This is a genomic window from Sphingorhabdus sp. (genome assembly GCF_044338195.1).
GTDB lineage: Bacteria > Pseudomonadota > Alphaproteobacteria > Sphingomonadales > Sphingomonadaceae > Sphingorhabdus_B.
In genome coordinates this window covers 77,710-92,095 of record NZ_JBIIMC010000001.1, presented here as the reverse complement: position 1 = coordinate 92,095, position 14,386 = coordinate 77,710, and the positions used below count along the sequence as shown (strand labels likewise).

Annotated in this window: 11 protein-coding genes and 1 tRNA gene; 10 read left to right on the top strand and 2 right to left on the bottom strand. The window is 57.3% G+C overall.

Translation table 11 applies throughout. The features are described from left to right. Positions 1-18 precede the first annotated feature (18 nt). Positions 19-1,290 (bottom strand): phosphoribosylamine--glycine ligase, encoded by a 1,272-nt coding sequence (purD, locus tag ACIQZK_RS00405; RefSeq protein WP_397574402.1) that lies wholly within the window; start codon positions 1,288-1,290, stop codon positions 19-21. Between purD and xseA the strand changes: the two genes are divergently transcribed. The 3 genes from xseA (at position 1,289) to ACIQZK_RS00390 (ending at position 3,815) form a co-directional block, all read left to right on the top strand. Next, positions 1,289-2,698, top strand: a complete 1,410-nt coding sequence (gene xseA, locus ACIQZK_RS00400; RefSeq protein WP_397574401.1) for an exodeoxyribonuclease VII large subunit — start codon at positions 1,289-1,291, stop codon at positions 2,696-2,698. The genes purD and xseA overlap by 2 nt on opposite strands. 44 nt (positions 2,699-2,742) lie before the next feature. Beyond that, positions 2,743-2,946 (top strand): DUF2093 domain-containing protein, encoded by a 204-nt coding sequence (locus ACIQZK_RS00395; protein WP_183941503.1) that lies wholly within the window; start codon positions 2,743-2,745, stop codon positions 2,944-2,946. A gap of 131 nt (positions 2,947-3,077) precedes the next feature. Beyond that, positions 3,078-3,815 (top strand): M23 family metallopeptidase, encoded by a 738-nt coding sequence (locus ACIQZK_RS00390; RefSeq protein WP_397574400.1) that lies wholly within the window; start codon positions 3,078-3,080, stop codon positions 3,813-3,815. A gap of 178 nt (positions 3,816-3,993) precedes the next feature. Here ACIQZK_RS00390 and ACIQZK_RS00385 read toward each other — a convergent pair. Further along, positions 3,994-4,067: transfer RNA gene (locus ACIQZK_RS00385), tRNA-Cys, on the bottom strand. A 273-nt stretch (positions 4,068-4,340) separates the two neighbouring features. Between ACIQZK_RS00385 and ACIQZK_RS00380 the strand changes: the two genes are divergently transcribed. The 7 genes from ACIQZK_RS00380 to ACIQZK_RS00350 all read left to right on the top strand — a co-directional run bounded on the left by ACIQZK_RS00380 (position 4,341) and on the right by ACIQZK_RS00350 (position 14,385). Next, positions 4,341-4,925 (top strand): protein-L-isoaspartate O-methyltransferase, encoded by a 585-nt coding sequence (locus tag ACIQZK_RS00380; RefSeq protein WP_397574399.1) that lies wholly within the window; start codon positions 4,341-4,343, stop codon positions 4,923-4,925. 59 nt (positions 4,926-4,984) lie between these two features. Next, the gene (locus ACIQZK_RS00375; RefSeq protein ID WP_397574453.1) at positions 4,985-6,388 is read left to right on the top strand and encodes a TolC family outer membrane protein; all 1,404 of its coding nucleotides are present in this window, start codon (positions 4,985-4,987) and stop codon (positions 6,386-6,388) included. A 23-nt stretch (positions 6,389-6,411) separates the two neighbouring features. Then, on the top strand, positions 6,412-6,822 hold the full coding sequence (locus ACIQZK_RS00370; RefSeq protein ID WP_397574398.1) for a DUF2497 domain-containing protein: 411 nt from the start codon (positions 6,412-6,414) through the stop codon (positions 6,820-6,822). Then, positions 6,822-8,096 carry an amidohydrolase family protein gene (locus ACIQZK_RS00365; protein ID WP_397574397.1) on the top strand — a complete coding sequence of 425 codons (1,275 nt, stop codon included), beginning with the start codon at positions 6,822-6,824 and terminating at the stop codon, positions 8,094-8,096. The genes ACIQZK_RS00370 and ACIQZK_RS00365 overlap by 1 nt, the downstream gene beginning before the upstream one ends. A 40-nt stretch (positions 8,097-8,136) precedes the next feature. Further along, positions 8,137-10,185 (top strand): alpha/beta fold hydrolase, encoded by a 2,049-nt coding sequence (locus ACIQZK_RS00360; RefSeq protein WP_397574396.1) that lies wholly within the window; start codon positions 8,137-8,139, stop codon positions 10,183-10,185. Positions 10,186-10,309: 124 nt separating this feature from the next. Continuing rightward, positions 10,310-12,976: a valine--tRNA ligase gene (locus ACIQZK_RS00355; RefSeq protein WP_397574395.1), complete on the top strand. Its 2,667-nt coding sequence runs from the start codon at positions 10,310-10,312 to the stop codon at positions 12,974-12,976. Further along, positions 12,973-14,385: an MATE family efflux transporter gene (locus ACIQZK_RS00350; RefSeq protein ID WP_397574394.1), complete on the top strand. Its 1,413-nt coding sequence runs from the start codon at positions 12,973-12,975 to the stop codon at positions 14,383-14,385. Before ACIQZK_RS00355 ends, ACIQZK_RS00350 begins: the two co-directional genes overlap by 4 nt. The last annotated feature ends 1 nt before the right edge of the window (position 14,386 follow it).

The window sequence follows — 14,386 nt, the reverse complement described above, 5'->3', positions numbered from 1 at the left end:
AACATTTGCGCGATTTGCTTAGGTCCCTGCTTCGCGCGCAACCTCACGCCAGCCAATGTCGCGGCGGCAAAAGCCATCGGGGAAAACGACCTGATCCACCGCTGCATAGGCCTTCGCCTGCGCGTCGGTGACGTTCGCCCCGGTTGCGGTAACGTTTAACACACGTCCGCCCGCGGCCACCAATTGCCCGTCCACTTCAGCCGTGCCTGCATGAAATACTTTAGCGCCGGACACAAATGCCAGATCAATCGCGCCGCCCTTTTGCGGTACATCGGGATAGCCGTTCGCCGCCATGACGACCGTCAGTGCCGTGTCGGGTGAAAAGCTTGGCGCCGCCGCCTCAGAGAGCTTGCCCGTCGCAACCGCCAACATCAACGCCGCAAGATCGCCGTCAAAACGCGTCATCAGCACCTGGCACTCGGGATCACCAAAGCGCGCATTATATTCGATGAGCTTCGGCCCCTCATCGGTCAGCATCAGCCCAGCGAACAGCACACCCGAATAGGGCATGTCATGCGCGGCCATATACGCAACTGTGGGCTTAATGATACGGTCCATGACTTCGGCCTGCAACGCAGGCGTCAGAACAATTGCGGGTGAATATGCACCCATGCCGCCGGTGTTGGGGCCAACATCACCATCGCCAACACGCTTATGATCTTGCGCTGACCCGAATGCGACCACATCGCGGCCATCGGTCAGTGCGAAAAAGCTCGCTTCTTCTCCGGTCATAAATTCTTCAATGACCACGGAAGCGCCAGCGTCCCCAAAACCGCCACCGAACATATCTTCAATCGCGGCTTCCGCGTCGGCGCGGGTTTCCGCGATAATCACGCCTTTGCCCGCAGCAAGCCCGTCTGCTTTAATGACATAAGGCGCTTGAAATGCATCGAGGCCAGATAGTGCAGATGCTTTGTTATCATGACGATAATAGCCCGCTGTGGGGATGCCAGCTGCGGCACATATGTCTTTGGTAAAGCCCTTGGACCCTTCCAATTGTGCCGCCTTTTGATTGGGCCCGAAAACGGGAATGCCCGCATCGCGCAGGCTATCGCCCAAGCCGGCAACAAGCGGTGCTTCTGGACCGACCACGACTAACCCGACATCATGCCCCGCGCAAAAGGATATGACCGCCGCATGATCGGATATGTTCAATGCAACCAGTTCCGCCTCTTCAGCAATCCCGGGATTGCCCGGCGTGGCAAAGAGTGTATCGCAATTTGGCGATTGCGCGAGCTTCCACGCCAGCGCATGTTCGCGTCCACCCGATCCGATGAGCAAGATATTCATGTCCGCAAATGACCCCTTTGAAAATGCTGACCCGCAAGTTGCCCGCCTGTTAGCCGAGGAGCGGCCCGGCGACAATGCCCAGGCCATGAGTGTGTCGGAGTTATCGCTGGCGTTGAAGCGCACTGTTGAGGACCGGTTTGGCCATGTCCGCGTACGCGGGGAGATTTCTGGTTTCAAACGCGCGGCGTCGGGCCATATTTATTTCTCGCTAAAAGACGAAAATGCGCGGCTGGACGCGGTCATGTGGAAAGGTGGGGCGGCGCGCCTGCCCTTCGCCCCTGAAGACGGGCTGGAGGTTGTCGCCACGGGCAAATTGACGACCTATGCGGGCAGGTCGAACTATCAAATCGTCGTCGAAAGTCTCGAAGTCGCAGGCGAAGGCGCAATGATGCTTTTGTTTGAAAAGCTGAAGGCACGGCTCGCCGCCGAAGGTTTATTCGCACCGGAACGCAAAAAAAAGCTGCCGTCACTGCCGCGTACGATTGGCGTCGTAACCTCGCCCACAGGCGCAGTCATCCGTGACATCCTGCACCGTCTTGCGGATCGCTTTCCAAGCCATGTGATCGTCTGGCCCGTATTGGTGCAAGGGGAAGGCGCCGCCGCCCAAATCGCGCGTGCGGTTAATGGATTTTCCGCAATGCCCCATGACGGCCCCACGCGCCGCCCGGACCTCGTCATCGTGGCGCGCGGCGGTGGGTCAATTGAGGACCTATGGGCATTTAATGATGAGGCCGTCGTCCGTGCCGTCGCAGATTGCACGATACCCATCATATCGGCAGTCGGGCATGAAACCGATACAACTTTGTGCGACTTTGCCGCAGATTTGCGCGCGCCGACGCCGACTGCAGCGGCCGAAATTGCCGTTCCCGTGCGCAGCGATTTGCTGCAACGCGTGGGGCAATTCGGGCTGCGCATGTCGAACATGATACGCAAAAAGGTCGATCTTGCGGCTGAACGGCTTGAGGCGCAGCGCCGTCTGATGCCGCGTCTGTCAGACCTTGCCGTCCCGCATCAACAACGCACCGACGACCTGTCCGAACGGCTTCGCCAATCGCTTCGGACCAGAGTGGGCAAGGCTGAAGTTGCTTTTTCCGCGCCCGCAATGATGCTGCACCCGCGTCTTTTGACAAGGCGCGCCGAACACGGGCAACAGCGCCTTGATGCGTTGACGCGGCTGGTAAGCACATTGCATCCCGAAGCCCCGCTGAAGCGCGGCTTTGCGCGCGTGACTGATGCGCATGGCAAAACCATCATGACGCGGGAAGCCGCCGTGAAAGCGGGTGACGTGACGTTGCGGTTTGTCGATGGCGAAGTCGGCGGGCAAGTAAGTAGCGGGCCTGCACCGCGAATGTCCCCGGCGAAACCAGCAAAAGCTGCTGTCAATCAAGGCAATTTGTTTGACGGGTAAAGCCGTGCATTGCCCATTCAGCATCGATGCGCCATAATGTCGAAATGTTGATGTCTTCCAAGAACAAAGTCGCCCGCCTGCATTATATGGCAAACAGTTTTCGTATGCTGACCGCAGGCGACCATGTCGTGTGCGCCGAAACGGGGCAGGCCATTCCATTGGAAGAATTGCGTTATTGGAGCGTTGTCAAACAGGAACCCTATGTCAGCGCGGATGCATCTGTTCGCGCGACGATGAAAAAGGGTTAAATGGATTGCAGCGTTCGGGCTGGATTTTCTTAGCCGCGCTCGCGGGAATCTCCGCGCAGCCATGGAGCGTAGCGGCTGCACCACCCGCACATACCCAACAGTCGGCTGCCCTCACAGATTTCTGGATGTCTATGCCAGCGATACAAGGGGGTCTCGTCATCGCGCGTGCGCCGCGCGGTGCACGGTTCGTCACGCTTAACGGCGTTGCCCTGCCTTTGACAGCCGACGGCTTTTTCTTGATGGGTTTTGACCGCGATGCCGAAAGCAGCGCGATCCTGACCGCCACATTCGCCGATGGCCGGACGCTGGATCGCACTTTGGCCATAAAACCGGGCAACTGGCGGATTGAGAAAGTGTCTGCCAACCCGACGGGCGGCGCAAAAACAACAGCAGAGTTTGAAGCAAGACGCGGCGCGGAGCTCGAGCGCATCAATGCCGCCCGCGCCAAAACCACGCTTGGTAATGGCTGGCGGCAACAATTCATTCGCCCAGTGGCTGGCCGGACGTCCGGCTTATTTGGTGCGCAGCGCATCTATAACGGGATACCCGGCAGCTATCATAGCGGCATGGACATTGCGGCACCAAATGGGACATATTTTGTCGCGCCTGCGGACGGTGTCGTGACGCTTGCGGCCACGGATGCCTTCACGCTGGAGGGGCATTTGCTGATGATTGATCATGGCATGGGCCTCAACAGCGCATTTTTACACTGCTCCGAACTGCTCGTAAAAGAGGGCGATTATGTGAAGCAGGGGCAAGTCATTGGGCGTGTTGGCGCGACCGGACGGGCAAGCGGCCCGCATCTGCACTGGGGCATGAAATGGAACAATGCGCGCGTTGATCCCAAGCTTTTGATACCCGCAACATAAACCGGCGTTAAGACGGCTTTCAGTCACGGACCGGGCTAAAGAGGGGGCGACTGAGCCACGCCAGCGGTAACACGGAATACCGCACGCTTCGTCCCCAACTGCTGGAGCGGTTTGGACTGCGGGAACACATGCCCGCCGCAAGAACACGCTCGGTTGCGTCTCGTTCAATCTGAAAAAATGGAGGCCCGAGCCGGAATCGAACCGGCGTGCAAGGATTTGCAGTCCTCTGCGTCACCACTCCGCCATCGGGCCCCTAAACAACAACCTGCCTAATCAGCAATGCCGCCATGTGGTGAAGGCGGGCACTTAGCGGCTTGCCGAATTCATTGCAACCGGCAATCTGGAATGCTGTGCCATGTGCGCCACAAGCCATGGAAAAAGTTGCTATTTGCATCCTGAAATAGGCCGTTTGTCTGAATCCCGCTTGGCGGGACGGGTTAGGGTGGCTAGAACCAATCCGAGAGGCTGTATTGTGTTTGCAATACAGTTGTGCCACATGGCCAGCAGATTAATGGAAATATTCCGATGGAATCAGGTAAATTTGAAGATATGCGGCGTTCAATGGTGGACAGCCAGCTGCGTACAAGCGGTGTAACCGAAAGCTGGGTGCTTGCCGCAATGGGCAGCATCGCACGCGAAGATTATGTCCCCGTTTCGCACCAGATGACGGCCTATATGGACCGCTCGCTTGAGCTGGAAAATGGCCAGACTTTAAATCCGCCGGTTTCAACCGCATTGTTGTTGCAGGCGGCTGACGTGCAGGCGGACGACAATGTCCTGCTCATTGGCCAAGCCAATGGATATGTCGCTGCGATATTGAAAACACGTAGCGCGCATTTGACCACGACAGCCGCCGACAATCTCGGCGCAGCCAGCGCCAACGCACCTTATACGTGCATCATTATCGATGGCGCCGCTGAAGAACTGCCAGATGCGCTCTTTACGCTCGCCGCAGATGGTGCGCGGTTGGTCACTGGCATTGTTGACGGCGCCGTTACGCGCCTCGCAAAAGGATATGTGCAGAACGGAAACATTGCTTTGAAATCAATCGCCGATAGCGAGATCGCGCCTTTAGCCGCATTTGCCCGCAAGCCGGAGTTTGTGTTTTGAGCGCGCGTCATTTCATCACTGTCGCCTTGCTCGCATCGGCAGCATGTTCGGCGCCGGCGATGGCGGATACGCTCCGCGATGCGCTGGTCTCCGCCTATGAAACCAACCCGAATCTGACCGCAGCGCGCGCCGGGCAGCGTGCGACAAACGAAGCTGTGCCGCTGGCGAAGGCCAATGGCCGCCCTGATATCACAGTTCAGCCGACCTATGTTGAAAACGTGCTTCAGGACAGCGGCGCATCGGTTGTGCAAGCGCGTGGCGTCAGCATCAGCGGCACCATTTCCGCGCCGCTTTATGCCGGTGGTGGCATTAGAAACGCCGTGCGCGCCGCTGAAAATCGCGTCGAGGCAGGAATTGCCAATTTGCGTGGCACCGAAAGCGCCATTTTCTCGGCCGTTGTAGGCGCATATATGGACGTCATTCGCGACGAATCGATTGTTGACCTGAACCGCGCCCAAGTTGGCGTGCTCTCGGTCAATCTGGACGCCACGCGCGACCGGTTTGAAATCGGCGATCTTACGCGCACCGATGTCGCGCAGTCCGAAGCACGTCTGGCGCTGGCAACGAGCAATTTGGAAACGGCCCGCGCCAACCTCATTCGTTCAAAAGAAATCTACATCCAACTTGTCGGCCGCGAACCTGGTGAATTGCAGGCGCCACCGCCGCTGCCCAATTTGCCCGCCACCGCCGACAGCGCCGTCAGCGTTGCGTTGGAAAGCAACCCTGACCTTATTGCGGCACGCGAATCGCGTGAAGCGGCGCGGTTTGAACGCCGTGCGGCCAATGCGTCGCGCCTTCCCACGATCAGCGTGTTTACATCGCCATCATACAGCAATGCCCTGCGTTCCATATCGTCGAATATTCCGGGGTTTCAGGCAGACAACAGTTCGTTGAATGCACAAGCGGGCGTTCGCGCAACTTTGCCTTTGTATCAAGGTGGCCAACCTGCGGCGCAAATCCGTCAGGCGCAGGCGCGCCTTGGTCAGGCACAGGAGCTGGAAATTGCGGCTGAGCGCGAAGCGATTGCACAGACACGGGCGTCCTATGCCAGCTGGAAAGCTGCGCTTGATGTCATCGCCGCCTCGGAACGTGCGGTGTCGGCAAACGAATTGTCGTTAGAAGGCACGCGCGCCGAGAACAGCGTGGGCAACCGGACGATCCTCGACATTTTGAATGCCGAACAGGAATTGTTGAACAGCAAAGTTCAGCTCGTTGCGGCACGCCGCAATGCCTATGTCGCGGGCTTCAGTTTGCTTGCGGCCATGGGCAAGGCAGAGGCACGTGATTTGGGTCTCGAAGGCGGAACTTTGTACGATCCTGTGGCGGAATATCAAAAGGTTGATGGCGCTTGGAACGACTGGTCTTCCCAGCCCGATCCCGTCGCCAAGTCGACCCGCACCGTTGACACGCAGGCGCAAAAAGCAGAAATAGAACCGATTTCTACGGGCGGAAAATCGCGCTAATCCAACGCAGCGGGACAAATTTTATGGCAGACAATCGCAGCGAACCGTCAATGGACGAAATATTGTCGTCGATTAAGCGCATTATCGCCGACGACGACCGCGGCCGCCCAGCGACCAAGCGCGCCAAGTCTGCTGCGCGCGAAGAAGAAGAAGAAGTCCTCGAACTCACGACAGCCGATGAAAATGTGATTTCCGAAGATCGCTTGCTCGACGATGGCAAAGCGCAAAACCTGCGTCATAGCTTTTCAGCGTTGCAAACCCTCTCTGAACCCGGCGTAGCGCCGCAAATCGTTCGGTCGGGGGAAACCTCGCTTGAGGGTCTAACCCGCGAATTGCTGCGTCCCATGCTGAAGGATTGGCTCGACACCCATTTGCCGCCAATCGTCGAAGCGATGGTTGAGCGGGAAATTACCCGCATCACGAAAAAGGGTTGATGCGCGCGGCGTTGATACTCGCGGCGGCGTTGGCGGTTTCGCCAACGGCTTCATTTGCGCAAAATCTCTATATTGAAACAGGCAGGCTGTTAGATGTTCAGGCCGGACAAGTCCTGACAGGGCACTGCATCAGCATAGCCGCAGACAAGATCACCGCGGTCGGCCCTTGTGGCGCGACGCCAGCGGGCAGCGAACGGCTTGATTGGTCGGCTTACACTGTCCTGCCCGGTTTAATGGATTTGCACACCCATCTGGCCGACGCGAGCCAAAGCGCAGATCTGGCACTTCCGCTAAAAACGTCGCCTGCGGCAACCGCGTTGATTGGCGCCCATAATGCACGGCTCACGCTTGAGGCTGGCTTTACCACGGTGCGTGATGTCGGCACCTATCGCGGGCTAACCGATGTTGCATTGCGCGATGCCATCAATGCCGGCAGCGTTCCTGGATCGCGCATGTTTGTTGCTGGCGCATATATTACAACCCCGATGGGCGGCGGTGAACTCAACGGCGTCGTTCCCAACGAGCAGCTTCCGGCCGACATGCGTCTGGGTGTTGCGGGCACAGCGGAGGAAGCTGCTGCGAAGACCGCGTTCTTAATAGACCAAGGCGCTGATTTCATCAAAACCATCGCCACGGGCGCGGTGCTCGCCATTGGCACTGAACCCGGCGAGCCGGAATTGACCGAGGATCAACTGCGCGCAGTAGTGACGACAGCCAAGGCGCGGGGCAAATTTGTGACCGCACATGCGCATGGTGCCGTCGGGATCAAAAGCGCCATCCGCGCGGGCGTGCGTTCCATCGAACATGCCAGCCTGATCGACGATGAAGCCCTCAAAATGGCCAAAGCCAGCGGCACATGGCTCGTCATGGACATCTATAATGGCGATTATATTGACGATGTCGGCACCCGCGAAAAATGGCCCGAAGAATATTTGCGCAAGAACCGCGAGACGACCGATATCCAGCGCGCTGGCTTTACCAAAGCGGTGAAGATGGGCGTGAAGATTGCCTATGGAACCGACAGCGGCGTGTATCCGCATGGCGGCAATGCGAAGCAATTTGCGTATATGGTCCGCTATGGCATGACCCCGATGCAGGCCGTTCAAAGCGCGACCATCCGCGCAGCGGAGCTGTTGGGCAAAGAAGAAACGCTGGGAAGCGTGCAGCCAGGGCGCTTTGCCGATCTGGTGGCCGTGAAGGGCGATCCGCTTCAGGATATCCGCGTGCTGGAAAATTTGACCCACGTCATGAAAGACGGCAAGCTGGTCCGCTAATTTCCTTGCCTGCCTGCCTTGCGCTGACTAGCGTGTGGCCATGAGAAAAACCATCCTGCTTGCCGCAATCATCGGCACTTCCGCCCTTTCCTCCGCTGCGTTTGCGCGCCCGATGACGGAGACCGACCTCGCGACAATGAAGCGCCTTTCGGGTGCGACGGCATCGCCCGACGGGACAATGGTCGCCTATCAATTGCGCGAGACCGATTTAGCCGCGAACAAGGGCAAGACCGACCTCTACATGCTCAAAATCGGTGCCAATCCGCAGCCAATGATGTTCGCATCAAAACCAGACAAGAATGAGCATGACCCCGCCTTTGCCCCCGACGGCAAAAGCATTTTTTACATCAGCAATGAAAGCGGATCGGACCAGATTTGGCGCTACGACATTGCGACAGCGACAACCACGCAAGTGAGCAATTTCAAGGCCGATGTCAGCGGGTTCAAAATCTCCCCTGATGGACAGAAATTTGCTGTCTGGGGCGATATCGCCCGCGATTGCATGGAATTTGGCTGTGAAAAGGATGGCGACACATCAAAGCCCGGCCCCGGCACCGGTCGTGAATATGACCAGCTGATGGTGCGCCATTGGGACCAATGGGAAACACCCGGCAATTATAGCCGCGTGTTCACGGTCATGCTGGGCGCTGATGGCAAGCTTGGCACATCGGGCGCCGCGATGGACGGCACCCTTGTCGGTGATGCCCCGTCCAAGCCCTTTGGTAGCGGTGAAGAGATCAGCTGGAACGCCGACAGCAGCGGCATTGCCTTCACCCTCCGGTTGGCCGACAAAAATGAGGCGAAGTCGACCAATCTCGATATTTACAGCACCTCGCTAAAGTCGAAGGCGCCGGTCAACCTGACCGCCGACAATGCCGGGACGGATACGACACCCGCCATGTCGCCCGATGGCAAATGGATGGCATGGACGTCGATGCCGCGCGCGACCTACGAAGCCGACAGGCTGGTCGTAAAGCTTATGGATGTGAAGAGCGGCAAGGTTACCGCGCTGACCGAAAAGTGGGACCGTTCGGTGGCGTCGCTTGCATGGGCTTTGGACAGCCGAAGCTTGCTCGTAACCGCGCAAGATGTTCTGGAAACGCCGCTGTATCGCGTCGACCTGAAAGGCAAAGTCACGCGGCTGACCGACCGCGGCAGCATCGCCGAAGCCGTGCCGCTGAAAAATGGCGGTATCGTCTACGCCATCAACAGCATCTCTGGTCCATCCGACCTGGTGTATATGGATGCCAAGGGCAAGACCACACGGCTAACCAACGTAAATGCGGACGCACTCGCCACGCTCGATCCCGTCAATTACCAGAAATTCGATTTTGCCGGTGCCAATGGCGAACAGGTATTTGGCCAAATCGTGAAGCCGCAAAATGCGACGGGCAAGCTGCCTGTGTTGTTGCTGGTCCATGGTGGACCACAAGGCACGTTTAACAACAGCTGGTCTTATCGTTGGAACCCGGCGGTCATGGCATCGCAAGGCTATGCCGTTGTCACCATCGATTTTCACGGGTCGACGGGATATGGCCAGAAATTCACCGACAGCATCAACAAAAACTGGGGCGGATGGCCGCTTGAAGATTTGCAAAAGGGCATGGACGCCGTTGGCAAAATCGACACGCAACTTGATACCGCAAACGCCTGCGCGCTTGGTGGATCCTATGGCGGTTACATGATGAACTGGATTTCGGGTAACTGGCCCGACCGATTCAAATGCCTTGTCAATCATGCGGGCATCTTTGACCTGCGCGCGATGGCCTATGAAACCGAAGAATTATGGTTCGACCAATGGGATAATGGCGGGCCATGGACGACGCGGACCGATGCCGAAAAATGGAACCCTGTGAACCATGTCGCCAAATGGAAAACACCGACCTTAGTCATTCACGGCGAGAAGGATTATCGCATTCCGTATTCGCAAAGCCTGGCCGCGTTCACCGCATTGCAGCAGCAGGGCGTGGAATCGAAGTTGTTGGTATTCCCCGATGAAAACCATTGGGTGCTGAAACCCAAAAATTCGATCCAGTGGCACCAGACTGTGTTCGCATGGCTGGCCAAGCATTTGAAGGGCGCGCAATAGCCGCCCCAACGCACGTCAGCGGCGGGGGCGGCGTTACTGCTGCTGCGCTTTTTATGGGCTGTTCAAGCACATGTCGTGTGGTGAGGGTTTCCCTTTCCGGTAAGGCTCGTTAAGGCACAAACCCATGACTATCGACAAGACTTTCGACCCCGCCGCAATTGAAGCAAAATGGTACGCCCATTGGGAATCCACGGGCGCGTTCCGTCCCGCACGGCCAGATGCAGAGCCCTATACAATCGTGAACCCGCCGCCAAATGTGACGGGTTCGCTGCACATTGGCCACGCGCTCGACAATACGTTGCAGGATATCCTCATTCGCCATGCGCGTTTGCAGGGCAAGGATGCGTTGTGGGTGGTGGGAACCGACCATGCGGGCATCGCCACGCAAATGGTGGTCGAACGGCAATTAAACGCGCGCCAGCAAAAGCGCACCGATTTCACGCGCGACGAATTCATTGCCAAGGTGTGGGAATGGAAAGAGGAAAGCGGCGGCGAAATTACCGGCCAGCTGCGCCGGCTTGGCTGCTCAATGGATTGGGAAAATGAACGCTTCACAATGGATGAGGGCTTTTCAAAAGCCGTCATCAAAGTGTTCGTTGAACTGTATAATCAGGGCCTGCTGTATCGCGACAAGCGCCTCGTCAATTGGGACCCGGGCCTGAAAACCGCAATCTCCGACCTTGAGGTGGAAACGCGCGAAATCAACGGCAAGTTCTGGCACTTCAAATATCCGCTCGAAGATGGCAGCGGATTTATCTCCGTCGCGACGACGCGGCCCGAAACCATGCTCGCCGATATGGCGGTCGCCGTAAATCCCTCGGATGAACGTTATGCGCATCTGGTGGGCAAAAATGTACGCCTGCCAATCACCGGCCGCTTGATCTCGATTGTCGCCGATGAACATGCCGATCCCGAATTGGGTTCAGGCGCAGTCAAGGTAACGCCGGGGCATGATTTCAATGACTTTGAAGTCGGCAAGCGCGCCGGGTTCAAAGCCAGCGAGATGTTCAACATGCTCGATGGCGAAGGCCGCGTTGTGCAAACATCGGATGGGCTCATTCCACAAGAATATATCGGCCAATATCGCTTCGGTATCGAAGGCGAGCCAACCAATGCACGCAAGATGGTCGTCGAAGCGATGGACGCTTTGGGCTTCCTCGAAAAAGTTGAAGACCGCGTCATTCAAACACCATTTGGCGACCGTTCGGGCCAAGTGATTGAGCCATGGTTGACCGACCAATGGTATGTCGATGCCGAAACATTGGCCAAGCCCGCAATCGAAGCCGTGCGTTCGGGCGCAATCGATATCGTACCCAAGTCGTGGGAAAAAACATATTTCAATTGGATGGAAAATATCCAGCCATGGTGCGTGTCGCGCCAATTATGGTGGGGTCACCAGATCCCTGCATGGTTTGATGCGAATGGCAAATGCTATGTCGCAGAGACCGAGGAAGCTGCGCAAGCGCTTGCCGGAGCCGACGTTGAATTGACGCGCGATCCGGACGTGCTCGACACATGGTTCTCGTCTGCGCTTTGGCCATTTGGCACATTGGGTTGGCCCGACCAGACGACCGAGCTGGACCGCCATTATCCCAATGACGTGCTCGTTTCCGGTTTCGACATATTGTTCTTCTGGGACGCGCGGATGGCGATGCAGGGCATTCACTTCATGAAAGAAGTGCCTTGGAAGACGCTCTATCTGCACGGCCTCGTCCGCGCCGCCGACGGCAGCAAAATGTCGAAGTCCAAGGGCAATACCGTCGATCCGCTTGGCCTGATTGACCAATATGGCGCCGATGCCTTGCGCTTCTTCATGGCCGCCATGGAAAGCCAAGGCCGCGACATCAAAATGGATGAAAGTCGCGTTGCCGGATATCGCAACTTTGCGACCAAGCTGTGGAATGCGGCACGCTTTGCCCAGTCCAACGGCATAAGCGGATCGCACAGCATCCACGCCCCCAAAGCCGAGCTCGCGGTTAACCGCTGGATTATCGGCGAGGTGGTTGGCACCGTCGAAAAGCTCAATAAGGCCTTCGCCGAATTCCGCTTCGATGGCATGGCCGATGTGATTTATCACATGGTCTTTGACCAGTTTTGCGATTGGTATCTCGAGCTTATCAAGCCGGCTTTTGTCGATGGTGAAAAGGGCGAGATGGATGCGGAATCCATGATCGTCGCGGGCTGGGTGCTCGACCAAATTTTGGTCATGCTGCATCCGTTCATGCCGTTTATCACGGAAGAATTGTGGCACGCATTGGGTGATCGCCCCTACGACATCATCCATGCCAAATGGCCCGAGCCGAACGCAACGGTTGACGCCGACGCCGTTCGCGAAATCGACTGGGTGATTGACACGATCAGCAAGACGCGTTCGTTTAAGGCAGAGCTGAACATTCCGCCTGGCGCACGTTTGACCGCGAATATCGCCGATCCACAGCCATCCACCATCGCCATCATCGAACGGCAAGGCGCGGCGCTGTCGCGCTTGGGCCGCATTGACAGCTTTGCTTTTACGCCTGTCGAGACCAACAATGTCGCGCAGATCGTGGTGGGTGGCGATACGGTCGTCTATGCGCTCGATGGCATCATCGATCTCGACGCCGAACGCAGCCGCATCACCAAGGCTATCGAAGCCGCAGCCAAGGAACGTGACGCGCTTGCAGGGCGTCTGTCCAACGCATCCTTTGTGGAAAAGGCAAAGCCAGAGGCCGTGGAAAAAGCGCGCGCCGATCACGCAGAAAAAGCTGCCGAGGCCGAGCGGCTGACGGCGGCATTGGCACGATTGGGGTGAGCAGCGCACCCGCGCATCAGCGCGACCTGACGGTTGGTCCGGTTGCTAAAACATTGTTCTTGTTTGCGCTGCCTTCGCTTGGCGTGAACATTCTCCAGTCGGTCAACAATTCGGTCAATTCGGTTTGGATCGGAAAGTTTTTGGGCGAAGAGGCGCTGGCGGCGTCGGCGAACGCTGGGCTCATCATGTTCTTGATGTTCTCCACATTGTTCGGCTTCACCATGGCGACAACGATATTGATCGGCCAAAATATGGGCCGCCGCGATATTGAATCTGTGCGCCGGATCATGGGGACGGCAATCACCGTCTTTTTCGCCGCTGGCTTATTGTTCGCCGCGGCAGGCTGGATTTTCGCGCCGCACATGCTGCGGCTCATGTCGACGCCCGAGACGGTCTATCCGCTCGCGCTTGCCTATCTGCGCGTGATTTTCCTGACGATGCCAACGTCGTTTGTCATGGTGCTGATCTCATCATCGCTGCGCGGCGTTGGCGATTCCGTCACGCCATTTTGGAATACGGTCTTAAATGTCGTGCTCGACATCATCCTCAATCCGGTGTTCATTCTTGGCTTTGGTCCAATCCCCGCAATGGGTATCGCCGGGTCTGCTTTGGCGACCATCGTTGCAGGGATCATCAGTCTCGGCCTGCTGCTGCGCAAGGTCTATGCGCTTGACCTGACCATTCGTCTGCGCGGGGCCGAGCTTAAATGGCTGCGACCTGACGCACGCTTTCTGAAACCGATAGCGCGGATGGGTCTGCCCATGGGCTTGTCGATGATTATCATGTCGGGCTCAGCCGTCGTGATGATTGGCCTCGTCAATATTGAGGGCGTCGATACCATAGCGGCCTTTGGTGTGATGAACCAGCTGTGGAGCTATGTGCAAATGCCCGCGGTGGCTGTCGGTGGCGCGGTCAGCGCTATGGTTGCGCAAAATATCGGTGCGAACAAATGGGACCGCGTCGGTCGCATCGTGTGGTCGGGAATCGGTATTAACCTGCTGATGTCGGGCGTGCTGATTTTGCTGATGACCTTGTTTGCAACGCCGTTGCTTCAGTTGTTCCTGCCCATCGGCAGTCCAGCGATCGATATCGCCATCCACATCAACCATATCATTGGCTGGAGCTTTATATTGATGGGTGTTTCGGTTGTTGTGACCTTCGCGGTGCGGGCAAATGGCGCCGTGGTCGCGCCATTGCTCATCCTGATATTCAGCGCCGTCATCGTCCGCTTCACTATCGGCTTTGGATTATATGAACGTTTTGGTGCGGACGCCATTTGGGCGGCTTTCATCGCGACATCCATCGCCTCTTGTGTGTTGTCGATCGCTTATTATCTGAACGGCAGCTGGAAAAAGGCGAAGGCAATGCCCAATATGGGTTCACCACCCCTACAAATGGCACCGGAATAAA